This is a genomic window from Nocardia sp. CA-290969, from assembly GCF_050936135.1.
GTDB lineage: Bacteria > Actinomycetota > Actinomycetes > Mycobacteriales > Mycobacteriaceae > Nocardia.
On record NZ_JBNJNJ010000001.1, the window covers coordinates 1,410,496 to 1,433,029 of the forward strand.

The following is a 22,534-nucleotide window of genomic DNA, read 5'->3' on the forward strand; positions in this document are numbered from 1 at the left end:
CGCGCTGCCACGCAGCTATGCGGTAGCGGCCGGCCGCAGGATCACCTTGCCCAGCGGGCGCCGCGACTCCACCAGTTCGTGTCCGCGGGCGGCTTGATCGAGCGGCAGGGTGGTTTCGACCGGCGACGCCAGCGCGGGCACCCGGGCGAGGATATCGGTCCGGGCGCCGTCCGCCCGCTGCTGCCAGGCCGGACCGGCGCACGCGGTGAGCGTGAGGCCGCCCGGAATCAGCTCGGCCGCCGATACCTGCGCTGGGGCACCGGAGAGCCAGCCGTAACTCAGCATCCGGCCCGATCCGGGAGTCATGGCCGGGAGAAGCGCCGCCGCCGAGGTGCCGCCGATGGAATCGAAGACGACATCGACGGTGCCCGGCGCACGCTCGGCGAGCTCGTCGGTCCACCCTTCGTTACGGTGGTCGATGACCAGATCGGCGCCCAGCGCACGCGCGTGCTCGATCTTGGCGGGGCCGCCCGCGGTGGCGATCACTCGTGCCGCACCGAACTCCCGGGCCAGCTGGATCAGATAGCTGCCCACTCCGGTCGCCGCGGCCTCGACCACGACCGTCTCCGACCCGGTCAGCTTCGCCGTATTCAGCAGGGTCAACGCGATCGAACCGCTCATGATCGCAGCGGCCGCGTCCTCGGCGGATACCTCGTCCGGGATGAGTGTCGCGTTCTGCGCCGGCGCGCAGACGAACTCGGCATAGGACCCGGACCCGTCGGTGGAGACCACTACGCGCCGGCCCACGAGATCGGCCGCGATACCGGCGCCCACCTCGACGACTTCCCCGGCAGCCTGGAAGCCGAAGATCACCGGCGGCGGCGTGGCCATGGGGAAGGCGCCGGCGCGCAGCTGGGTTTCGGGGTAGAGGACGGGGATCGCGGCGGCGCGGATCAGGATTTCTCCGGCGGCCGGGCGCGGTCGTGGGACCTCGCGCGCCACCAGGACCTCGGGTCCGCCGGTACCCGTCATTACGATTGCCTGCATTGGAACTCCATAACTTGACTGATGGTCCACTTATTGCATGTAAAGATATGGACCGTCGGTCAACTTGTCAACGAAGGTGGTGCCATGCCCCCCGCGAAGGAACGCGCGGACGCAGCCCGCAACCGGCGCGCCATCCTCGACGCGACCGCCGCCCTGCTCGCCGAACACGGTGCCGAGGGCGTCACCATGGACCGGGTCGCGGCCGCCGCGGGGGTGGGGAAGGGGACCATCTTCCATCGCTTCGGCAGCCGCGCCGGGCTACTGCACGAGATGGTCGCCGAACGGGCGCTGGCCTTGCGGGCGCGGGTGGCCGAAGGCCCGCCGCCGCTGGGACCGGGGGCTCCGGCGGCCGACCGGCTGGGTGCCTTTCTCGCGGCCATGGCCGGTCTGGTCGTCGACAATCTGGAGCTGATGGCGATCCTGCGGGCCGAGCCGCCGCATCCACGTACCGAGGAATTGCACCGGTTCTGGCGGGAGCATATGACGAACCTGCTCGCGCAGGTGCGGCCGGACCTGGACGCCGAAACGGTCGGCCGGTTGCTGCTGGATGCACTGGCCGGCGCGACCGTGTCCGAGCTGGCCCGTGCGGGTGAAACCGATCGATTGCTGGCGGCGGTACGGGAACTGGTGGATTCGGTATTACACGCCCGGTAGGAGTTCCGGCGCGCTCAGCGCACTCCGTGCGGACGGAACTGGATGCTGATCCGCGGGCCGGTCACCTGCCGCGATTTCGGCACGGCGTGTTCCCAGGTGCGCTGGCACGACCCGCCCATGACGAACAGGTCGCCGTGACCCGGCCGGAAACGCAGGCTCGGTCCGCCCGCGCGCGGCCGCAGGAGTAGCGGCCGGGGGGCGCCCAGCGTGAGGATGGCGACCATGGTGTCGTGTACGGCGCCGCGCCCCAGGGTGTCGCCGTGCCAGGCCACGCTGTCGCGGCCGTCGCGGTAGTAGCACAGCCCGGCGGTGGTGAACCCTTCGCCGAGTTCCGCCCGGTAATGGTCGCTCAACGCGTTGCGAGCCTCGGCGAGGACGGGATCCGGCAGCGTCGAAGTTTCGCCGTAGAAACACAGCAGCCGCGGTACCTCCACGACGCGGTCGTACATCGGCCGCTGCTCGGCGCGCCACGGTACCGCCGTGACGAGGCGGTCGAAGAGTTCGTCGGCGCCCCGCAGCCAGCCGGGGCGCAGATCCACCCAGGCGCCCGCGCTGAGATGAGTCCGGCGGATTCCCGTCAGCGGTTCCAGCTCGATCGCGCCGAAGCCGTCGAGCAGTGATCGTTGCAGAGGTGCCGGCATGAGATCAGCTTAGCGAACCGCCGAACATACGTTCGATAATGCCGAGGGCTGCCGGCCCGGCTGCCGTGCCGCGGGCGGTCGTCGCCACGAGGGCTGTATCGCTGGGCGGCGGTCGCTTCACCCGGCAGTTCGGTGTCGGGGAACCGGCTCCGTGCGGCGCCGGGTTCCGGGCGCCTCGATCGGGCGAGTCGAAATCGCGCACGCCCGGCGTCGGCCGTCGCCGCCGGTCACGCCCGGGTTCGCTGCCGCGGAAACCGGCATTGCCCGACGCGGCGTCCGCTGCCGGCTGCTCAGGGGTCATCGAAGCGCGCCACTTCGCGTCCGCCGTTCTGTGCCGGGAGGTATCAGCGTCGGCGCAGGATGTCGTGGGCGACGGCGACGGCCGCGTCGAAACATTCGTCGTCGGACAGGGGAAGGTCGCCCATCATCGCGGTACTCCAGCTGATGGCGAGCAGGGCCTGGCGGGCGTGGAAGACATCCAGGGGTGCGTGCTCGGGTTCGGTCATCAGATCGGCGATCAGCCGGAACTGATAGCGCAGGCTGACTCCGAAACCCAGCTCCCGGAAGGCCGGCTGGTTCTCGTGCATGAACCGCACCATGTCGCGGCCGGTGTTGTGCAGCAGGGCGCCGTAGCGGTCGAGGATTTCGGCGGCGCGCGCCGGGCCGGGCGGCGTGTTCCCGGCCCAGGTGATCAATTCGTCGATACCGCGCCGGACGTCGTCGGAGAGGCTGGCGACGATATCTTCCTTCGTCCGGAAGTGGTAGTACAGCGCGGCTTTGGTGACACCGAGGTGTTCGGCGATCTGGCGCAGCGAGGTCTTCTCGTAGCCCTGTTCGGAGAACAGTTCCATCGCCACCGCCCGGATGCGGTCACGGGTATCGCTGCGCCGGGCGGCCAACGGCTTCTCCTCGGGATCGACGGTCTGCGGCAGGAGCCTACTGGGGGCGCTGTCCCGAAGCTCGTCCCGTGATCTTTTGCGGCGCATATTCTCGCCGCCGGTGCGAAGAGGTGGTTAACTAGCCGGGCGGCAAGTAAGTAAAGCCAGGAGGTTCAGGATGACCGAATTGCCCGCCCCGATCCCCACCGCCGGCGTCGCGATGACCGCTCTCGGGGTCGCGCTGGTCCGGGTCCGCGAAACCGCGCGGCCCGACCGTTTGTACGCCGATCCGCTGGCCGAGGCTTTCGTCGCCGCCGCCCGTCCCGCCTTCGACGAAGAGCGCTGGTCGCGCCTGGTGGAACTGGCCGGCCAGTTCTACGACGGCCGCACGCTCGCGGTGAAAGGCGTCGACGATCACATCCGGGAAGCCGTCGCGGCCGGGTGCGCGCAGATCGTCCTGCTCGGCGCCGGCCTCGACACCCGGGCATTCCGGCTCGACCTCCCGCGCGGCATCGCGTTCTTCGAGGTAGACCTGCCCGAACTGTTCGCCTTCAAGGAACCTGTCCTGGCCGCCCACCGGGCGCAGCCCGTGTGCACGCGCCATGTGGTGGCGGCGGATCTACGGGGCGATTGGGACCGGGTTCTGTCGGCACAGGGTTTCCGCACCGACCTACCGACGGCGTGGATCGACGAGGGGGTACTCGGCTACCTCCCGCGAGTGGACGCCTATGCGGTGGCAGCCGTCGCGACCCGGCTCTCCGCGCCCGGCAGCCGGTTCGGGCTCGGGCGTTTCCAGGTCGCCGCGGCCGAACCCCGCTACCGCGCACTGCGCGAACTCGTCCAGGAGGCCCCGGGGGAGCGGCCGGTGAACGGGCTCGGTCCCGACGGGGAATCGTGGTTCGCCGCGCACGGCTGGCAGACCTCCTTCCGCGCCTGGGATGATCTCGTCGCTCCCTACGGGCGGCCGGGGGCCATGGGTGGAGACCCCACTGTCGGGCATGTCCTGGCTGTCCGGGAATGACTGCACCCCGGCGCGGTAACCGTCCTCACACCGCACGCGCCTCCCTGTGAGAGTGGCGGCGCTCACAGGTTGTTCAGCGCCCTCACCTGGTGAAAAGTGCCGTTTGCGGGCTGATAGGCTGCTCGGCGTAAGACATCCTTTAACGGACCGTCCGGTGAGGCGGGGAAGGAGGTCGGCATGGCTGTGCCCGAAGAACGGGCCACCACGTCCGGCGCTGCCGAGGCGGTGCCACCCGTTGAGCGGCATACGCCGGAATGGGTGGCGGCGGGACGGGAACTGTTGTCCCCCTCCGATGTCGGCCGGACCATCGCGCGGATCGCGCATCAGATCATCGAACGCACCGCCCTCGATTCGGGCGAGCCCGCGACGCCTCGCGTGGTGTTGATCGGGATCCCGACCCGGGGCACCACGCTCGCGGCGCGGCTCACCGACAAGATCGAGGAATTCTCCGGTGTACGCCCGGCGCTCGGCTCTCTCGATATCACGCTCTACCGCGACGACCTGCGCAGCAAACCGCATCGTCCGCTGGAGCGCACCTCGGTGCCCGAGGGCGGGGTCGAAGACGCGCTGGTCGTCCTGGTCGACGATGTGCTCTTCTCCGGCCGCACCGTCCGTTCCGCGCTCGACGCCCTGCGGGATCTGGGCCGCCCGCGGGCCGTGCAGCTCGCGGTACTCGTCGACCGGGGGCACCGGGAACTGCCGATCCGCGCGGATTTCGTGGGTAAGAACGTGCCCACCGCGCGCACCGAGGATGTTTCGGTGCTGCTGAGCGAACAGGACGGCCGCGACGGCGTCTTCCTGCATCAGGGGGAGGGACAGTGAGACATCTGCTGACGGTCACCGATCTGGACCTCGACGCGGCCACCGCGCTGCTCGACGAGGCGGAACGGTTCGAACAAGCACTGCTGGGCCGGGAGGTCCGCAAACTGCCCACCCTGCGCGGGCGCACGGTGATGACGGTGTTCTTCGAGAACTCCACCCGGACCCGGGTCTCGTTCGAGGTCGCCGGGAAATGGATGAGCGCCGACGTGATCAATGTGAGCGCGAGCAGTTCGTCGGTGGCCAAGGGGGAATCGCTGCGCGATACCGCGCTCACCCTGCACGCCGCCGGTGCCGACGCGCTCATCGTGCGCCATCCCGCCTCGGGTGCGGCGCATCAGATCGCGCACTGGTTCGAGGGCTGGTCGCGACGGTCGGGCAGTGCGGTGCCGGCGGTGATCAACGCCGGTGACGGTATGCACGAACACCCCACCCAAGCCCTGCTCGACGCCCTCACGCTGCGGCAGCGGCTCGGCGATATCGCCGGGCGGCGCGTGGTGATCGTCGGCGATATCCTGCACAGCCGGGTCGCCCGGTCCAATGCCTTCCTGCTGTCCACGCTGGGCGCGGAAGTGGTGCTGGTGGCGCCGCGCACGCTGCTGCCGGTGGGGGTCGAGGACTGGCCGGTGCGGGTGTCGGTGGATCTGGATTCCGAGCTGCCCGGCGCCGACGCCGTGCTCATGCTGCGGGTTCAGGCGGAACGGATGAACGGCGGGTTCTTCCCGTCGGCGCGGGAGTACGCGGTGCGTTACGGGCTGTCCGAGCGGCGGGTCGGGCTGCTCGACGAGCACGCCGTGGTACTGCACCCGGGCCCGATGCTGCGCGGTATGGAGATCGCTTCCTCGGTAGCGGATTCGCCGCGCGCCGCCGTATTGCAACAGGTGACGAATGGAGTCCACATGCGTATGGCGGTGCTGTTCCGCCTGCTGGTCGGTGTGCAGGAGGCCGCGGCGTGAGCGCGTCAGGCCCGGAGGAGGCAGCGCAGCGTAACCACGGAGGGCCCGCGCGCACGCCCGATGGACACAGCGTGAGCGCGTCAGGCCCGGAGGAGGCAGCGCAGCGTAACCACGGAGGGCCCGCGCGCACGCCCGATGGACACAGCGTGAGCGTGAGCGGGAGCGGGAATGCCGGTGCTGCCACCGTTCTGATCACCGGGGTGCGGCTCTACGGCGAGGGTGATCCGGTCGATGTGCTGATCGCCGATGGGGTGATCCGGGAGATCGGGCCCGAGTTGAGCGCCGACGGTGCCGAGGTCGTCGCCGCCGACGGACAGGTGCTGCTGCCCGGGTTCGTGGATCTGCACACCCATCTGCGGGAACCCGGCCGGGAAGACACCGAGACCATCGAATCCGGTTCCGCCGCCGCGGCGCTCGGTGGGTATACGGCCGTTTTCGCCATGGCCAATACCGCACCCGTCGCCGATACCCAGGTGATCACCGATCACGTGTGGCGGCGTGGCCGGGAGGTCGGGCTCGTGGATGTGTATCCGGTGGGCGCGGTGACGGTCGGGCTCGCAGGTGAGCAGCTCGCCGAAATGGGCACCATGGCATCCGGCGCGAGTGCGGTCCGGATGTTCTCCGACGACGGGCACTGCGTCCACGACCCGCTCATCATGCGGCGGGCGCTGGAGTACGCGCGGTCGCTGGACGTACTGATCGCCCAGCACGCGGAGGAGCCGCGGCTGACCCGGGGCGCGGTCGCGCACGAGGGCCCGACGGCGGCCCGGCTGGGCCTCGCGGGCTGGCCGCGGGCCGCGGAGGAATCCATCGTGGCCCGGGACGCGCTGCTCGCCCGGGACGCCGGTGCGCGGGTACATATCTGTCACGCGTCGACCGCGGGCACGGTCGAGCTGGTGAAATGGGCCAAGGATCAGGGGATCGCGATCACCGCCGAGGTCACGCCGCATCACCTGCTGCTCACCGATGCCCGGCTGGAAACCTATGACGCGGTGAACAAGGTGAACCCACCCCTGCGCGAGGGCTCCGATACCGAGGCGCTGCGGCAGGCGCTGGCCGCCGGGATCGTCGACTGCGTCGCCACCGACCACGCGCCGCACGCCGAACAGGACAAATGCTGCGAATTCGCGGCGGCCCGCCCCGGCATGCTCGGGCTGCAAACCGCGCTGTCGATCGTGGTGGAGACCATGGTGCGGCCCGGGCTGCTGGATTGGCGCGGCGTGGCGCGGGTGATGAGCGAACGCCCGGCCGAGATCGTCGGCCTCGACGATCAGGGTCGCCCGATCGAGGTGGGCGAACCGGCCAACCTCGTCGTGGTGGACCCCGACGCGACCTGGACGGTCGCGGGCGAGCAGCTGGCGAGTATCGCGAGCAATACGCCCTTTCAGTCGATGACGCTGCCCGGACGGGTGACCACGACACTGTTGCGTGGCCGGATCACCGCGCGCGACGGTATCGCCGCCGCACCGGGCTCACTGGTGGGAGGCCGCTGATGGAACGGACGCTCTGGGTAGTCCTGTGCGTGCTGCTGTGGGCGCTGGCGGTCTTCTTGATGTACCGGGGCTGGCGTAATCGCGCGGCCCGGCAGCAGGACCGGATCGGTGAGCTGCCGCCGGTACCGGCCGCGACCGGCGCCCGGATCCTGCCACCGACCACCGGCCTCTACCTGGGCAGCACCATGGCGCCGAGCTGGCAGGACCGGATAGCGGTCGGCGATCTGGGATACCGGGCGACAGCGGAACTGACCCGCTTCGAACAAGGGATCCTGCTGGACCGCGACGGCGCCACGCCGATCTGGATACCGGAGGACTCCATCACCGCCATCCGGACCGAACGCGGGCACGCGGGCAAGGTGATGACCGAGGGCGGCGTGCTGGTGATCCGCTGGACCCTGCCGACCGGAACCGAGATCGACACCGGGTTCCGCGGCGACGACAAAACGGTGTATCCGGCCTGGGCGCGGGCAACGACGGGAGATGACGAATGACGAATACGACAACAGCCGCGGCCCTGGTCCTCGAGGACGGGCGGGTCTTCCGCGGTACCGCCTACGGCGCGGTCGGACAGACCCTCGGCGAGGCAGTGTTCTGCACCGCCATGACCGGCTATCAGGAAACCCTCACCGATCCGAGTTACCACCGGCAGATCGTGGTGGCCACGGCCCCGCAGATCGGCAACACCGGCTGGAACGACGAGGACGACGAATCGCAGCGCATCTGGGTCGCCGGCTATGCCGTCCGCGACCCGGCCCGCCGCCACTCGAATTGGCGTGCCACCGGCACCCTGCCCGGGCAGCTGGAACAGCAGGACATCGTCGGGATCGCCGGGATCGACACCCGCGCGGTGGTGCGGCATCTGCGCAGCCGCGGGTCGATGAAGGCCGGGATCTTCTCCGGTCCGGCGCTGGCCGAGCCGGCCGAGCTGCTCGCCCGGGTCACCGGGCAGCCGTCGATGCTGGGTGCCGATCTGGCCGGTGAGGTCAGCACCGACGAGGTCTACACCGTCGAACCCGAGGGCGAGGCTCGGTTCACGGTGGTCGCGGTGGACCTGGGCATCAAATCCAACACTCCCCGGATGTTCGCCCAGCGGGGGATGCGGGTGCATGTGGTGCCGTCCTCGACGAGCCTGGACAAGATCCTGGAACTGCAGCCGGACGGCGCGTTCCTGTCCAACGGCCCGGGGGATCCGGCCACCGCCGATACCGCCGTCGCCCTCACCCAGGGCATCCTGGACCAGGGGCTGCCGCTGTTCGGTATCTGCTTCGGCAACCAGATTCTCGGCCGCGCGCTCGGCCGCGGCACCTACAAGATGAAGTTCGGGCACCGGGGGATCAACATCCCGGTCGTCGAACACGAAACGGGCCGCATCTCCATCACCGCGCAGAACCACGGGTTCGCGCTGGAAGGTGAGCGTGGCGAACAGTTCGACACCCCGTTCGGCAAGGCGGAGGTCAGCCACGTCTGCGCCAACGACGGCACGGTGGAAGGGGTGCGGCTGGTGGACGGCCGCGCCTTCTCCGTGCAATACCACCCGGAAGCGGCCGCCGGGCCCCATGACGCCGCGTACTTGTTCGACCGGTTCGCCGGTCTGATGAAGGGAGCCTGATGCCTCGCCGTACCGATCTCGAACATATTCTGGTCATCGGATCGGGCCCGATCGTCATCGGTCAGGCGTGCGAGTTCGATTACTCGGGCACCCAGGCCTGTCGCGTCCTGCGCTCGGAGGGCCTGCGCGTCTCGCTGGTGAACTCCAATCCGGCGACCATCATGACCGACCCGGAATTCGCCGACTCCACCTACGTGGAGCCGATCACGCCCGAATTCGTCGAAAAGGTCATCGAGAAGGAACGCCCCGATGCCCTGCTGGCCACCCTCGGCGGGCAGACCGCGCTGAACACCGCGGTCGCGCTGCACGAGCGCGGTGTGCTGGAGAAGTACGGGGTCGAACTGATCGGCGCCGATTTCGACGCTATCCAGCGCGGTGAGGACCGGCAGAAGTTCAAGGACATCGTCGCGAGCGTCGGCGGCGAGAGCGCCCGCTCACAGGTCTGCTACACCATGGACGAGGTCCGGGAGACCGTCGCCGACCTCGGTTTCCCCGTGGTCGTGCGGCCCTCGTTCACCATGGGCGGGCTCGGCTCCGGTATGGCCTACAACGACGAGGATCTGGACCGGATCGCCGGCGGCGGCCTGGCCGCCTCACCCACCGCGAACGTGCTCATCGAGGAATCCATCCTCGGCTGGAAGGAATACGAGCTCGAGCTGATGCGCGACGGTCGCGACAACGTCGTGATCGTCTGCTCCATCGAGAACGTGGACCCGATGGGGGTGCACACCGGTGATTCGATGACCGTGGCCCCCGCCCTGACCCTGACCGACCGCGAATATCAGAAGATGCGCGATCTGGGTATCGCGATCCTGCGTGAGGTCGGCGTGGACACCGGTGGCTGCAATATCCAGTTCGCGGTCAACCCCGCCGACGGCCGGCTCATCGTGATCGAGATGAATCCGCGCGTTTCGCGGTCCTCGGCACTGGCGTCGAAGGCCACCGGGTTCCCGATCGCCAAGATCGCGGCGAAACTGGCCATCGGCTACACCCTCGACGAAATCGTCAACGACATCACCAAGGAAACCCCGGCCTGTTTCGAACCCACCCTCGACTATGTGGTCGTGAAGGCACCGCGGTTCGCGTTCGAGAAGTTCCCCGGCGCCGACCCCACCCTCACCACCACCATGAAATCGGTGGGCGAGGCCATGTCGCTGGGCCGTAATTTCGCCGAAGCGCTGGGCAAGGTGCTGCGGTCCCTGGAAACCAAGGCCACCGGTTTCTGGACCGTCGAGGACGGGAAATGGGCGCCGGCCTCCGCGGAGCAGTCCGATATCGACGCCGCGATCAAGGCGATCCTGACCGATCTGCGCACCCCCACCGAGGGCCGCATCTACCAGGTCGAACGGGCCCTGCGGCTCGGCGCGAGCATCGAGTCCGTCGCCGAGGCCTCCGGAATCGACCCGTGGTTCGTCGCCGAGGTCGCCGGGCTGGTGGAGCTGCGCCGCGAACTCCTCGATACCCCGGTGCTCGACGAATCGCTGTTGCGCCGCGCCAAGTACCACGGCCTGTCCGACCGGCAGATCGCCGCACTGCGGCCCGAACTGGCCGGCGAGGGCGGCGTGCGCGCGCTGCGGCACCGGCTCGGCGTACGCCCGGTGTTCAAAACGGTGGACACCTGCGCCGCCGAATTCGAGGCGAAGACGCCGTACCACTATTCGGCCTACGAACTCGATCCCGAGGCCGAAAGCGAGGTGGCCCCGCAGCCCGACCGGGAAAAGGTGATCATTCTCGGTTCCGGCCCGAACCGCATCGGGCAGGGCATCGAATTCGACTACTCCTGTGTGCACGCCGCGCAGACGCTGTCGGCCGCGGGCTACGAGACCGTGATGGTCAACTGCAACCCGGAGACCGTCTCCACCGACTACGACACCGCCGATCGTCTCTACTTCGAACCGCTCACCTTCGAAGACGTGCTCGAGGTGTACCAGGCGGAGTCCGATTCCGGCACGGTCGCCGGGGTGATCGTCCAGCTCGGCGGGCAGACCCCGCTGGGCCTGGCGCAGCGGCTCACCGAAGCCGGGGTCCCGGTGGTCGGCACCAGTGCCGCCGCCATCGACCTGGCCGAGGACCGCGGGGAGTTCGGTGACGTCCTGGTCGCGGCCGGCCTGCCCGCCCCCAAATACGGCACGGCCACCACCTTCGAACAGGCCCGCAAGATCGCCGCCGAGATCGGCTACCCGGTCCTGGTGCGGCCGTCCTATGTGCTCGGCGGTCGGGGGATGGAAATCGTCTACGACGAAGACTCGCTCGAGGGCTATATCTCCCGCGCGACCGAACTCAGCCCCGAACACCCGGTCCTGGTGGACCGCTTCCTCGAAGACGCCATCGAAATCGACGTCGACGCCCTCTGCGACGGCAACGAGGTGTTCCTCGGGGGCGTTATGGAACATATCGAGGAAGCCGGTATCCACTCCGGTGACTCCGCCTGCGCGTTGCCCCCGATCACCCTGGGCCGCAGCGATATCGAGGCCGTACGCCGCTCCACCGCCGCGCTGGCCGAGGGCATCGGCGTCAAGGGCCTGCTGAATGTGCAGTACGCGCTCAAAGACGATGTCCTCTACGTCCTCGAGGCCAACCCGCGCGCCAGCCGCACGGTCCCGTTCGTCTCCAAGGCCACCGCGGTACCGCTGGCCAAGGCGGCGGCCCGGATCATGCTGGGCGCCACCATCGCCGAACTCCGCGCCGAAGGCATGCTGCCCGAAGGTGACGGCGGGCACGTACCGCTCGACGCGCCGGTCGCGGTCAAAGAGGCGGTGCTGCAGTTCCACCGGTTCCGCGGTCCCGACGGCAGCCAGGTCGATTCGCTGCTCTCCCCGGAAATGAAATCCACCGGCGAGGTCATGGGCATCGACGCCGATTTCGGCACCGCGTTCGCCAAGAGCCAGACCGCGGCCTACGGTTCGCTGCCCACCGAGGGCACCGTATTCGTATCGATCGCCAACCGCGACAAACGGGCCATGGTCTTCCCGGTGAAACGGCTGCACGACCTCGGCTTCCGCATCCTCGCCACCGCGGGTACCGCGGAAATGCTGCGCCGCAACGGTATTCCCTGCGAACAGGTGCGCAAGCATTCCGACCCGGTACCCGCGGCCAACGGAAGCGAGCCACCGGAAGCATCCATCGTGGAGCAGATCCGCGACGGCGAAGTCGATATGGTCTTCAACACGCCCTACGGCAACTCCGGGCCCCGCGTGGACGGCTACGAGATCCGCAGCGCCGCGGTGAGCCAGAACATCCCCTGCATCACCACCGTGCAGGGCGCCGCAGCGGCCGTCCAGGGCATCGAGGCCAGTATCGCCGGCGGCCTGGGCGTACGGTCCCTGCAGGAACTGCATTCGGCCCTGCGTGGCTGAGGACGCGGCGATGACGACCACCTTCGGAGCGCGCCTGGCCGCGGCCCGGCGCACACACGGGCCGATCTGCGTCGGGATCGACCCGCATCCCGCGCTGCTCGAATCCTGGGGCCTGCCGGACGACGCGAACGGCCTGGAAACGTTCGCCGAGATCTGCGTGGAAGCCTTCGACGGAGTGGCGGCGGTGGTGAAACCGCAGGTCGCCTTCTTCGAGGCCTACGGCTCGGCGGGCATCGCGGTCCTCGAACGCACCATCGAGGTGCTGCGCGCCTCCGGAACCCTGGTCCTGGCCGACGCCAAACGCGGCGATATCGGCTCCACCATGGCCGCCTACGCCCGTACCTGGCTCGCCGACGGGCCGTTGGGCGCGGATGCGGTCACGGTATCGCCCTACCTGGGCTTCGGCGCGCTACAGCCCGCCCTGGACCTGGCTTCCGCCAACGGCCGCGGCGTCTTCGTCCTGGCCGCCACCTCCAACCCGGAGGCGGCACGGGTGCAGCGGGCGGTCGTGGACGGGCGCACGCTCGCCCAGACGATGGTCGACGCCGCCGCGGAAGCAAACCAGGGCCCGGCACCGGGCTCGGTCGGGGTGGTGATCGGCGCGACCCTCACCGATATCCCCGACCTCACCGCACTGAACGGGCCGATTCTGCTGCCGGGCGTCGGGGCGCAGGGCGGTACCGCGGCGGCGGTCCGCGCGCTGCTCGCGGAACCTCTGTGGCCCGCCGCGCTGCCGAACGTCTCGCGGGATGTGCTGGGCGCGGGGCCCTCGGTGACGGCTCTACGGGACCGCCTGGCGGCTTTTCAGGAGGAGTTCGCCTTCCTGCGCTGATATCCGGTTTCCCGCGGCGGAACGGCGGCTGAGGGGCCGGATACACGGCGGAGCTATTTTTCGCCGAGGCGCAGGTTCTCTCCGCAGGTCCGCCGCGGAAGTGGGTTTCGGGCGGACGGTCGTGGACGCCGGGATGCCGGCCCGATCGTGCCGAGCCGCACATGCATACCCACCGCGAGGGTGCTGTGTTTTTGGCGCGCTGGCGCGCGCGGGGGTTTGGCCCCCTTGGTCCCTGCGTTCAGCCCGCGATACTCGCGGCTGCGCCGCATTGTCTCGCGGGCTGAACGCAGGGACGGGCCAAACCCTCCAAGTGCCTCGCTGAACTCGGCGCCGCCGTGGTTGCGTTTGATTCCGGGGTTATGAGCCGTGCAAGTGCCTCGCTGAACTCGGCGCCGCCGTGGTTGCGTTTGATTCCGGGGTTATGAGCCGTGCAAGTGCCTCGCTGGACTCGGTGCTGCCGTGGTTGCGTTTGATTCCGGGGTTATGAGCCGTGCAAGTGCCTCGCTGGACTCGGTGCTGCCGTGGTTGCGTTTGATTCCGGGGTTATGAGCCGTGCAAGTGCCTCGCTGGACTCGGTGCTGCCGTGGTTGCGTTCGAGTCTGGGGGTCATGCGCCCATCGGGGCCTCGCTGGACTCGGCGCTGCCAAGGTTGCGTTCGGTTTCGGGTGGGTGGGCCGTGCAAGTGTCTCGGTGGGCTCGGTGCTGCCGTGGTTGCGTTCGTTTCCGGGGGTGTGGGCCTCGGGTGTCTCGTTGGGCTTTGGCGGCGCCGTGGTTGTGTGGGGGACCGGCTGGGGGGCGAAGCCCCGGGTTACTTGTGGACTCGGTGGCGTCCGGTTCGGGGGCGGGAAGGTGGACCTCTCGTTTCGGGTGCCTCGCCGGACTGGTGCTGCTGCTCGGCGCGGAGAAAGGTTTGCCGATCTCGAAAGCTCGGTGCCGCGTGGGGGTCGGTGCGGGCCGGGACGGGGGCAGTTTCGGGGATCGGGGACGGTGAAACACGGGCTGTCGCGTCGTCGCCGGGTCGTGAAAACGTGTTCCTGCGAAAAATTTCCAGAAAATTCCTGGTAGGGCGGCCGGCGGGTAGCGGGGCTGTGGATAACTGCGGTGGTTATCGCACCGCAAATGGGGGCGCTCGGCCAAAAGCCGCTGCTGAAAAGGTGTTTCGTGGTCGGGGCGCAGGTCGTGCGGGGGTGGGCAAGCAGGGATGCGTACCCTCCAGCAAGGGGTCGTTACGCGGTCCGATTCATGCCCTGACCTGGGGGGTGGGTTCGCAATCCGGGGGCGTCGTGGGTACGGTCGCTGAGACTGCCGGGTAGTTCGGCAGGTTTTGATGCAGAACGATGAGACGGAGGAACCGTGGCCCTTCCCCAGCTGACTAGTGAGCAGCGGCAAGCTGCTCTGGAGAAGGCGGCTGCCGCTCGCCGTGCTCGGGCGGAGCTCAAGGATCGCCTGAAGCGCGGCGGCACCGACTTGAAAGAGGTCCTCGGCCAGGCCGAGACCGACGAGATCATCGGCAAGATGAAGGTGCGCGCACTGCTGGAAGCCCTGCCCAAGGTCGGCAAGGTCAAGGCCGAGGAGATCATGACTGAGCTGGAGATCGCGCCGACCCGACGGTTGCGTGGTCTCGGTGATCGGCAGCGCAAGGCGCTGCTCGCCAAATTCGATCTCGGCGCCTGACACCCTCGGTGATCGAGAACATGACGAAGGGTCGGCTGGTTGTACTGGTCGGCCCCTCGGCCGTGGGCAAGTCCACCGTGGTGCGCTGTGTCCGCGAACGGCTGCCGGAACTGGTTTTCAGCGTGTCGGCGACCACCCGGGACCCCCGTCCCGGCGAGGTCGACGGCCGCGATTACCGGTTCGTCAGCCGGGCCGAGTTCGACGCGATGATCTCCGCCGGCGATCTGCTCGAATGGGCCGATATCCACGGTGGACTACAACGGTCGGGTACCCCGGCCGCCCCGGTGCGGGCCGCCTTGTCGGAGGGGCTGCCGGTACTGATCGAGGTCGATCTCGAGGGTGCCCGTTCGATCCGGCGGGCCATGCCGGAGGCCGTGCTGGTGTTCCTCGCGCCGCCCAGCTGGGAGGAGCTGGAGAACCGGTTGCGCAGCCGCGGCACCGAATCGCCGGAGGTGATCGAACGCCGGCTGCAGACCGCGCGCGTGGAACTGGCCGCACGTGACGAGTTCGACACCGTGATCGTGAACGACACCGTGACCAGCGCCTGTGCGCAGTTGGTATCGTTGTTCGTCAGCACGAATTCCAATTCGTAGCCCGATACGCGGCCGTTGACCGCCGCGTATCCGAGCCCCGACCCCGCAGGAGCTTCCTCAGTGAGCAGTACGGATATCGCCGCGCCCGCCTACGACACTCCGATCGGCCTCACCAACCCGCCGATCGATGAGCTGCTGGACCGCACCTCGTCCAAGTACGCGCTGGTGATCTACGCCGCCAAGCGTGCCCGTCAGATCAACGATTACTACAACCAGCTCGGTGACGGCATCCTCGAATACGTCGGCCCGCTGGTGGAGCCGCTGCCGCAGGAGAAGCCGCTGTCGGTCGCGATGCGCGAGATCCACAGCGATCTGCTCGAGCACACCGAGGGCGAATAACCCCCGCTTACCGGGTGAACGGCCGATAGGGCAGGAGGCGCGCGATGGCGCGGGTAGTTGTCGGGGTGGGCGGCGGTATCGCCGCGTACAAGGCGTGTGCCCTGGTGCGGCGGTTCACCGAGACCGGTCATACGGTCCGGGTGATCCCCACCGAGGCGGCACTGCAGTTCGTGGGCAAGGCGACCTTCGAGGCGCTGTCCGGCCACCCGGTGCACACCGGGGTGTTCGCCGATGTGCCGGAGGTGCCGCATGTCCGCCTGGGGCAGGAGGCCGAGCTGGTCGTCGTCGCCCCGGCCACCGCCGACCTGATGGCCCGGGCCGCGCACGGCCGCGCCGACGATCTGCTCACCGCGACCCTGCTCACGGCCCGATGTCCGGTGCTGTTCGCGCCCGCCATGCACACCGAGATGTGGGAGCATGCGGCGACCGTCGCCAATGTCGCGGCGTTGCGCGCGCACGGGGCGACGGTGATGGAGCCCGCGTCGGGCCGGCTCACCGGTGCCGATACCGGCCCGGGCCGCCTGCCCGAACCCGAGGAGATCTTCGGCCTGGCGTCGCTGCTGCTGGAACGCCCCGACGCGGTACCGCGCGATCTGGCCGGAAAGCGGGTCGTGATCACCGCCGGTGGTACCCGCGAACCGCTGGACCCGGTGCGTTTCCTGGGTAACCGCAGCTCCGGCAAACAGGGCTACGCGCTGGCCCGGGTCGCCGCCCAGCGCGGCGCGCAGGTGACGCTGATCGCCGGGAACACGATCGAGATGGCGCCGCCCGCCGCGGTCGATCTGGTGCACATCACCACCGCCGAACAGCTCAAAACCGCGGTCGACAAGCATGCGGTCGGTGCCGACGCGGTGATCATGGCCGCCGCCGTCGCCGATTTCCGGCCCTCCTCGGTGGCCGCCGCCAAGATCAAAAAGGGGAAGGACGAACCCGACAGCATCGCGCTGTCGCGCACCGAGGACATTCTCGCGGGATTGGTTCAGGCGCGCCGCGAGGGGCAGCTGCCCGGTACCGCCATCGTCGGTTTCGCCGCGGAAACCGGCGACGAGGACGGCGATGTGATCACCCACGCCCGGGCCAAACTGGCCCGGAAGGGCTGCGATCTGCTGGTGGTCAACGCGGTGGGCGACGGCAAGGCGTTCGAGGTGGACACCAACGACGGGTGGTTGCTCGGCGCCGACGGCAGCGAACAGGCCCTCGATCACGGATCCAAGGCCCTGCTGGCCAGCCGTGTCCTCGACGCCCTGGGTCCGCTCCTGCGTGAGCGCGCCGCGTCGGGCAACGGTAGCGGCGCCTGATCGTGTGGGCCTCGCGGAGATCGCCGAGCACTGCGATCCTCCTCGCGACGGGTTCTCGCTGCCGCATGAACAGCGCAGCACGTGACTGCCCGGGCGAGGGACACCGAACCGGGAAGTAGGAGCCCCGGGCGAGCCGGGCGCGGAGGCCGTGGGCTGTCGCGTCCCGGCCACCGTTCCGCTGCGGATGCGTCGCCCGGCGAATCGGTTCACCGTGATCGGAACCCTTGCCCTCGCCGGCGGATCCTCGTACTGGTTGTGCGGGCCGGTCGGGCCGGATAATCCCCGTAGCCGTTCCGGTGGCGGGGCACCCGGACCGGAAACCCATCCGGTGTGGTGTCCGGAACCACAAACCCGCCCCGCGTTCTAATAGTCTGGGAGTCCAGGGTCGCGACCGGAGCCGTGCGCTACGGTCCATATCCGGGACACGAGTAACCGTTGAGGAAGAGGGAAACTGTGCGCACGTCCGGTAGCCGGCTATTCACCAGTGAGTCCGTGACCGAAGGTCACCCGGACAAGATCTGTGATGCCATCAGCGATTCCATCCTCGACTCCCTGCTCGCCCAGGACCCGCGCAGCCGGGTCGCCGTGGAAACCCTCGTGACCACCGGTCAGGTGCACGTCGCGGGCGAGGTGACCACGGAGGCGTACGCGGATATCCCGCATATCGTGCGCGAGAAGATCCTGGAGATCGGATACGACTCCTCGGCAAAGGGTTTCGACGGTAACTCGTGCGGTGTCAATGTGGCGATCGGTGCCCAATCGCCCGATATCGCGCAGGGTGTCGATACCTCGCACGAGGCGCGCGTCGGCGGTTCCGATGACGAGATCGAACAGCAGGGTGCCGGTGATCAGGGCCTGATGTTCGGTTACGCCAACACCGACACCCCGGAGCTCATGCCGCTGCCGATCGCGCTGGCGCACCGGCTGTCGCGCAAGCTCACCGAGGTCCGCAAGACCGGTGTGCTGCCGTATCTGCGGCCCGACGGCAAAACCCAGGTCACCATCGAATACGAGGGTGATCGCGCGGTCCGCCTGGACACCGTCGTCGTCTCCACCCAGCACGCCGCCGATATCGACCTCGACAATCTGCTGGCGCCCGATATCCGGGAAAAGGTCGTCGAGGCGGTACTGGCCGATATCGATATCCCGGGCCTGGACACCTCCGATATCCGGTTGCTGGTCAACCCCACCGGTAAGTTCGTGCTCGGCGGCCCGATGGGCGACGCCGGCCTGACCGGTCGCAAGATCATCGTCGACACCTACGGCGGGATGGCCCGCCACGGCGGCGGCGCGTTCTCCGGCAAGGACCCGTCCAAGGTCGACCGTTCGGCCGCCTACGCCATGCGCTGGGTCGCCAAGAACGTGGTGGCCGCCGGCCTGGCCGAGAAGGTCGAGGTGCAGGTGGCGTACGCGATCGGTAAGGCCGCCCCGGTGGGCCTGTTCGTGGAGACCTTCGGCACGGAGAAGGCCGATCCGGCTCGTATCTCGGCCGCCATCACCGAGGTGTTCGATCTGCGTCCCGGCGCCATCATCCGGGACCTGGACCTGCTGCGCCCGATCTACGCACCGACCGCGGCCTACGGGCATTTCGGCCGTACCGATATCGACCTGCCCTGGGAGCGCACCGACCGCGCGGACAAGCTGCGCGCCGCCGCGGGTCTGTAGGTCCGCGCCCCGCGTGCCGCGAACTACCGCCGACACCCCCGGTGACATCGAGTCGCCGGGGGTGTCGGCCGGTTCGAGGGTGCCCGGTGGTGCGCGGCCGGCGAAGAAATCCGCTCCGGCCGGGCAGCCACCGGTATCGCATCCGATCGCCCGGGTTCTGCCGTTGCTCACCCCCGCGCACCTGGACCGCGATTTCGACTACCTGGTGCCTCCGGAACTGGACGAGATCGCCCGGCCCGGGGTGCGCGTCCGGGTACGGTTCGCCGGGCGGTTGGTGGACGGCTATCTGCTGTCCCGGCACACCGAATCGGAGCATCCGGGCAAACTGGTCCGGCTGGAGCGGGTCGTCTCGGCAGAACAGGTGCTCACCCCGGAGATCCTGCGGCTCGCCACCACGGTGGCGGAACGCTGCGCCGGCACCCGCGCCGATGTCCTGCGCCTGGCGATCCCGCCCCGGCACGCGCGGGTCGAGAACGGCGGGCGCGGAAAGAACGAGCCCGGCGAAGCCACCCAGGCAACACCCGACGACCCGGCCGAGCCCGAGACGGTGGATGCGAACACCGGTACGCTGTCGCGGGCGGCTCTCCGTCCAGAAGAAATAGGCCCCCACCAGCCGCCCGGCCCGCTACCGGCGGCCGATTCCGAGCCGGATGCCGGGCTTCGCCCGGACCGCACCGGCACTACGGAAGGCGACAATCGACCGCCGCCCGGTATCGAGCAGGTGGTGCGGCATGCCGAGCAGGTCGGGGACGGCGTGGATGTCGCGGCGTGGCGGCGGTATCGGCACGGGGAATCGTTCCTCGGCGCCCTCGCCGGCCGGCGCGGTGCGCGGGCGGCCTGGCAGGCGCTGCCCGGCGAGGACTGGGCCCGCCGCCTCGCCGAACTCGCCGCGCTCGTCGTCGCCGATGGGCGGAGCGCGATCCTGATGGTTCCCGACCAACGCGACTTGGATCGCGTACTGCGCGAATGCGTTTCGCTGGTCGGTGACGTGGCGGTGGGCTTATCGGCCGGGCTCGGGCCGGCCGCGCGATACCGGCGCTGGCTGGCAGTGCTCCGCGGTACCGCGCGCGTCGTCGTCGGCACCCGCAGTGCTGTTTTCGCGCCCGCGACGGACCTGGGACTGATCGCGATCTGGGACGACGGCGACGACACCTACGCCGAACCCCGCGCGCCCTACCCGCACGCGCGGGAGGTGGCGATGCTGCGGTCGCACGACACCGGTGCGGCGTTCGTGGCCGCCGGATTCGCGCGCACCGCGGAGGTGCAGGCGGTGGTGGAATCGGGTTGGGCACACGATCTGCTCGCCGACCGGGCCACCGTCCGGGCGGCGTCGCCGCGGATCGGGGCGCCGGGAGATTCCGATGCCGCACTCGACCGCGACCCGATCGCCCGCGCGGTCCGGATTCCCGCCGAAGCGTTCGCCGCCGCCCGGCGGGCCCTGGCCGCGGACGAAGCCGTCCTGGTGCAGGTGCCGCGCCGTGGTTACGTCCCGGCCCTGGCGTGCACCAAATGCCGGACGCCCGCCCGCTGCCGGCGCTGCGTCGGGCCACTCTCACTACCCGAGGGCCCGGCCGACCCGTCTGCGCAGGTCGCGCACAGTCCGGCGTGCCGGTGGTGCGGTCGCACCGAGGCCGCCTTCCGCTGTCCCGCCTGCGGTGGGCGGGTACTGCGCGCCGTGGTCATCGGCGCCGCCCGCACCGCCGAGGAACTGGGCCGGGCGTTTCCCGGAGTACCGATCCGCGGCTCGAGCGGCGCCGCGATGCTGGATACGGTGGAGCCGGGCGCACAGGTGGTGGTGGCCACGGTCGGGGCCGAACCGCTGCTGGCCGGCGGCTACGGGGTCGGCCTGCTCCTCGACGGCTGGGCACTGCTCGGGCGTGCCGATCTCCGGGCTTCCGAGGACACCCTGCGCCGCTGGCTGGGTGCCGCGGCACTGGTGAAAGCCGGCGGCCGGGTGCTGGTGATGGCGGACCCGGCCGTGCCGACCGTCCAGGCGCTGCTGCGCTGGGATCCGGCGGGGCACGCGGCCGCCGAACTGGCACAACGCGCGGAGGTCGGGTTCCCGCCCGCGGCGCGGATGGCCGCGATCGACGGAACACCCGACGCGATCGCCGGACTCCTCGCCGTCACCGACCTCCCCGCCGAGATCGAGGTGCTGGGTCCGGTGCCGCTGCCCCCCACCGCTCGCAAACCCTCGGGGTCGCGCGCGGAGGACGACCGGGGGAGCGCGGTGGAAGTCGAACGGGTCCTGCTGCGCGCCCCGCGCGCGCAAGGGGCCGCGCTCACCCGTGCGCTCACGGCCGCGCAGGCTGTCCGCAGCAGTCAGCGGAGCGAGGCGCCCGCGCGAATACAGATAGACCCGCTCGATATCGGCTGAGCTCTGTCTTTGGCGCCGCCTCCGGCGGCGCGGGTTCGGGGCCCCCTTGGTCTCGAATCTTCCCTCCTCCCCTCCTCCGCTTCGCTCCCCCGCTCCGTCAGTCCAGATCCGAGACGGGCCCCGAACCGTGTCATGGCGCCGCCTCCGGCGGCGCGGGGTTCGGGGCTCCCTTGGTCTCGTTCTTCACTCCGACGCTCCTCCGCGACGCTGCCCCGCTCTGTCGCTCCAGAACGAGACGGGCCCCGAACCATCGGGGTGATGCCGCATTTCCCGAACCATTGGGGTGATGCCGCATTTATCGGCTGGCGCATGGTTTGTGCAGGTCAGGAATGTGAACGGGGGCGCGGCGATGCGGGCGATGACCTCGTCGCCGTCCGCGACCGGCCGGTCGCGGACGAGCGGTGTACCGGGGGGTCGCCTCGGTCGGATTCTGGATGGGTGGGTGGCGGATTCTGCCTGCTACCGGCACCGGTGTGCTGTGTGGAGCGGAGGGTGCGAGCTGGGGCGTGCCGAGTGGTTCCGGGTGGTGTCGGCCCGTGGTGGGCGGAGTGGATCCAGGGGATTGCGTTTCGGGGGTTCGCTTCGGAATATTCGACAGCGGGTTGCGTTGGATAGGTTGTCGATATATCGTCGATGCTATGCAAACCGATCAAGTAGCTCACGAGGCTGCAATGGAAAACATGGATATGCGTAAAGAACGACTGCGCTGGGCCCGGCGCCACGGTCCGGACGCCGAGCACGGGGGCCGTGGCGGTTTCCGGCACGGTGGTCCGCCCGGATTCGGTGGTCCCGGTTTCGGTCCGGGCTTCGGGCGTGGGTTCGGACCCGATTTCGGTCCGGGCTTCGGCCGCGGCCGAGGTCGCGGTGGCCGCGGCCGGCGCGGCGATGTGCGGGCGGCGATTCTGCTGCTGCTCGCCGAACGCCCGATGCACGGTTACGAGCTGATCCAGCAGATCCGGGAACGCAGTGATGATCTGTGGCGTCCCAGCCCGGGGTCCGTGTACCCCGCACTGTCCCAGTTGGAAGACGAGGGTTTGATCACTGTCGAGAAGGTGGCCGGCCGCAAGACCGCGCAACTGACCGAGACAGGTACCGCCCATATCGCCGAGCATCGTGCCGAACTCGGTGATCCGTGGGCCGAGGTGAAGGAGGGGGCCGGTGCGCACACCGGCGATCTCCGCGCCCTCATCGGGGCGCTCATGGGGGCGGCCGCGCAGGTCGCCGCCGTCGGCACCCCGGAACAGGCCGCGAAGGCGGCCGAGGTACTCACCGAGGCGCGGAAAGCCCTGTACCGAATCCTCGCCGACGACGAGGAGACCGGGAAGTAACGGGGTGGTCA

At 69.5% G+C, this 22,534-nt stretch carries 19 protein-coding genes; 16 read left to right on the forward strand and 3 right to left on the reverse strand.

Translation table 11 applies throughout. The annotated features are described in order from the left end of the window. Positions 1 to 15: 15 nt before the first annotated feature. Positions 16 to 987, reverse strand: a complete 972-nt coding sequence (locus ACQEVO_RS06665; RefSeq protein ID WP_432909910.1) for a quinone oxidoreductase family protein — start codon at positions 985 to 987, stop codon at positions 16 to 18. 84 nt (positions 988 to 1,071) lie between these two features. Between ACQEVO_RS06665 and ACQEVO_RS06670 the strand changes: the two genes are divergently transcribed. Beyond that, entirely contained in the window at positions 1,072 to 1,641 is a 570-nt protein-coding gene (locus ACQEVO_RS06670; RefSeq protein ID WP_432909913.1) for a TetR/AcrR family transcriptional regulator, read from the forward strand. Between the two features lie 14 nt (positions 1,642 to 1,655). On the opposite strand, the gene ACQEVO_RS06675 is transcribed toward ACQEVO_RS06670, so the two are convergent. Next, positions 1,656 to 2,282: an alpha-ketoglutarate-dependent dioxygenase AlkB gene (locus ACQEVO_RS06675; RefSeq protein WP_432909916.1), complete on the reverse strand. Its 627-nt coding sequence runs from the start codon at positions 2,280 to 2,282 to the stop codon at positions 1,656 to 1,658. Between the two features lie 344 nt (positions 2,283 to 2,626). Then, entirely contained in the window at positions 2,627 to 3,268 is a 642-nt protein-coding gene (locus ACQEVO_RS06680; RefSeq protein WP_432909919.1) for a TetR/AcrR family transcriptional regulator, read from the reverse strand. 70 nt (positions 3,269 to 3,338) lie between these two features. On the opposite strand from ACQEVO_RS06680, the gene ACQEVO_RS06685 reads away from it, so the two are divergent. The 15 genes from ACQEVO_RS06685 (at position 3,339) to ACQEVO_RS06755 (ending at position 22,523) form a co-directional block, all read left to right on the forward strand. After that, positions 3,339 to 4,181 carry an SAM-dependent methyltransferase gene (locus ACQEVO_RS06685; protein WP_432909922.1) on the forward strand — a complete coding sequence of 281 codons (843 nt, stop codon included), beginning with the start codon at positions 3,339 to 3,341 and terminating at the stop codon, positions 4,179 to 4,181. 177 nt (positions 4,182 to 4,358) lie between these two features. Then, the gene (gene pyrR / locus ACQEVO_RS06690; RefSeq protein WP_432909923.1) at positions 4,359 to 5,003 is read left to right on the forward strand and encodes a bifunctional pyr operon transcriptional regulator/uracil phosphoribosyltransferase PyrR; all 645 of its coding nucleotides are present in this window, start codon (positions 4,359 to 4,361) and stop codon (positions 5,001 to 5,003) included. Then, positions 5,000 to 5,956, forward strand: coding sequence for an aspartate carbamoyltransferase catalytic subunit (locus tag ACQEVO_RS06695; RefSeq protein WP_432909925.1), 957 nt, complete (start codon positions 5,000 to 5,002; stop codon positions 5,954 to 5,956). The genes pyrR and ACQEVO_RS06695 overlap by 4 nt, the downstream gene beginning before the upstream one ends. A 152-nt stretch (positions 5,957 to 6,108) precedes the next feature. Further along, on the forward strand, positions 6,109 to 7,449 hold the full coding sequence (locus ACQEVO_RS06700) for a dihydroorotase (protein ID WP_432922415.1): 1,341 nt from the start codon (positions 6,109 to 6,111) through the stop codon (positions 7,447 to 7,449). Beyond that, the gene (locus ACQEVO_RS06705) at positions 7,449 to 7,943 is read left to right on the forward strand and encodes a transporter (RefSeq protein WP_432909926.1); all 495 of its coding nucleotides are present in this window, start codon (positions 7,449 to 7,451) and stop codon (positions 7,941 to 7,943) included. The genes ACQEVO_RS06700 and ACQEVO_RS06705 overlap by 1 nt, the downstream gene beginning before the upstream one ends. Next, positions 7,940 to 9,061 carry a glutamine-hydrolyzing carbamoyl-phosphate synthase small subunit gene (carA, locus tag ACQEVO_RS06710; protein ID WP_432909928.1) on the forward strand — a complete coding sequence of 374 codons (1,122 nt, stop codon included), beginning with the start codon at positions 7,940 to 7,942 and terminating at the stop codon, positions 9,059 to 9,061. The genes ACQEVO_RS06705 and carA overlap by 4 nt, the downstream gene beginning before the upstream one ends. Beyond that, positions 9,061 to 12,417, forward strand: a complete 3,357-nt coding sequence (gene carB / locus ACQEVO_RS06715) for a carbamoyl-phosphate synthase large subunit (RefSeq protein ID WP_432909930.1) — start codon at positions 9,061 to 9,063, stop codon at positions 12,415 to 12,417. The genes carA and carB overlap by 1 nt, the downstream gene beginning before the upstream one ends. Before the next feature lie 10 nt (positions 12,418 to 12,427). Then, positions 12,428 to 13,249: an orotidine-5'-phosphate decarboxylase gene (gene pyrF / locus ACQEVO_RS06720; protein ID WP_432909932.1), complete on the forward strand. Its 822-nt coding sequence runs from the start codon at positions 12,428 to 12,430 to the stop codon at positions 13,247 to 13,249. Between the two features lie 1,353 nt (positions 13,250 to 14,602). Continuing rightward, positions 14,603 to 14,923, forward strand: coding sequence for an integration host factor, actinobacterial type (mihF, locus tag ACQEVO_RS06725; protein WP_280397019.1), 321 nt, complete (start codon positions 14,603 to 14,605; stop codon positions 14,921 to 14,923). 20 nt (positions 14,924 to 14,943) lie between these two features. After that, entirely contained in the window at positions 14,944 to 15,516 is a 573-nt protein-coding gene (gmk, locus tag ACQEVO_RS06730) for a guanylate kinase (RefSeq protein WP_432909935.1), read from the forward strand. Between the two features lie 60 nt (positions 15,517 to 15,576). Continuing rightward, complete coding sequence (gene rpoZ, locus ACQEVO_RS06735) at positions 15,577 to 15,855, forward strand: DNA-directed RNA polymerase subunit omega (protein ID WP_068037227.1); 279 nt, start codon at positions 15,577 to 15,579, stop codon at positions 15,853 to 15,855. A 44-nt stretch (positions 15,856 to 15,899) separates the two neighbouring features. Next, on the forward strand, positions 15,900 to 17,153 hold the full coding sequence (coaBC, locus tag ACQEVO_RS06740) for a bifunctional phosphopantothenoylcysteine decarboxylase/phosphopantothenate--cysteine ligase CoaBC (RefSeq protein ID WP_432909938.1): 1,254 nt from the start codon (positions 15,900 to 15,902) through the stop codon (positions 17,151 to 17,153). A 453-nt stretch (positions 17,154 to 17,606) separates the two neighbouring features. Beyond that, positions 17,607 to 18,818: a methionine adenosyltransferase gene (metK, locus tag ACQEVO_RS06745; RefSeq protein ID WP_432909940.1), complete on the forward strand. Its 1,212-nt coding sequence runs from the start codon at positions 17,607 to 17,609 to the stop codon at positions 18,816 to 18,818. Between the two features lie 145 nt (positions 18,819 to 18,963). Further along, complete coding sequence (locus ACQEVO_RS06750) at positions 18,964 to 21,195, forward strand: primosomal protein N' (protein ID WP_432922417.1); 2,232 nt, start codon at positions 18,964 to 18,966, stop codon at positions 21,193 to 21,195. 671 nt (positions 21,196 to 21,866) lie between these two features. After that, positions 21,867 to 22,523, forward strand: a complete 657-nt coding sequence (locus ACQEVO_RS06755) for a PadR family transcriptional regulator (RefSeq protein WP_432922420.1) — start codon at positions 21,867 to 21,869, stop codon at positions 22,521 to 22,523. Positions 22,524 to 22,534: the final 11 nt, after the last annotated feature.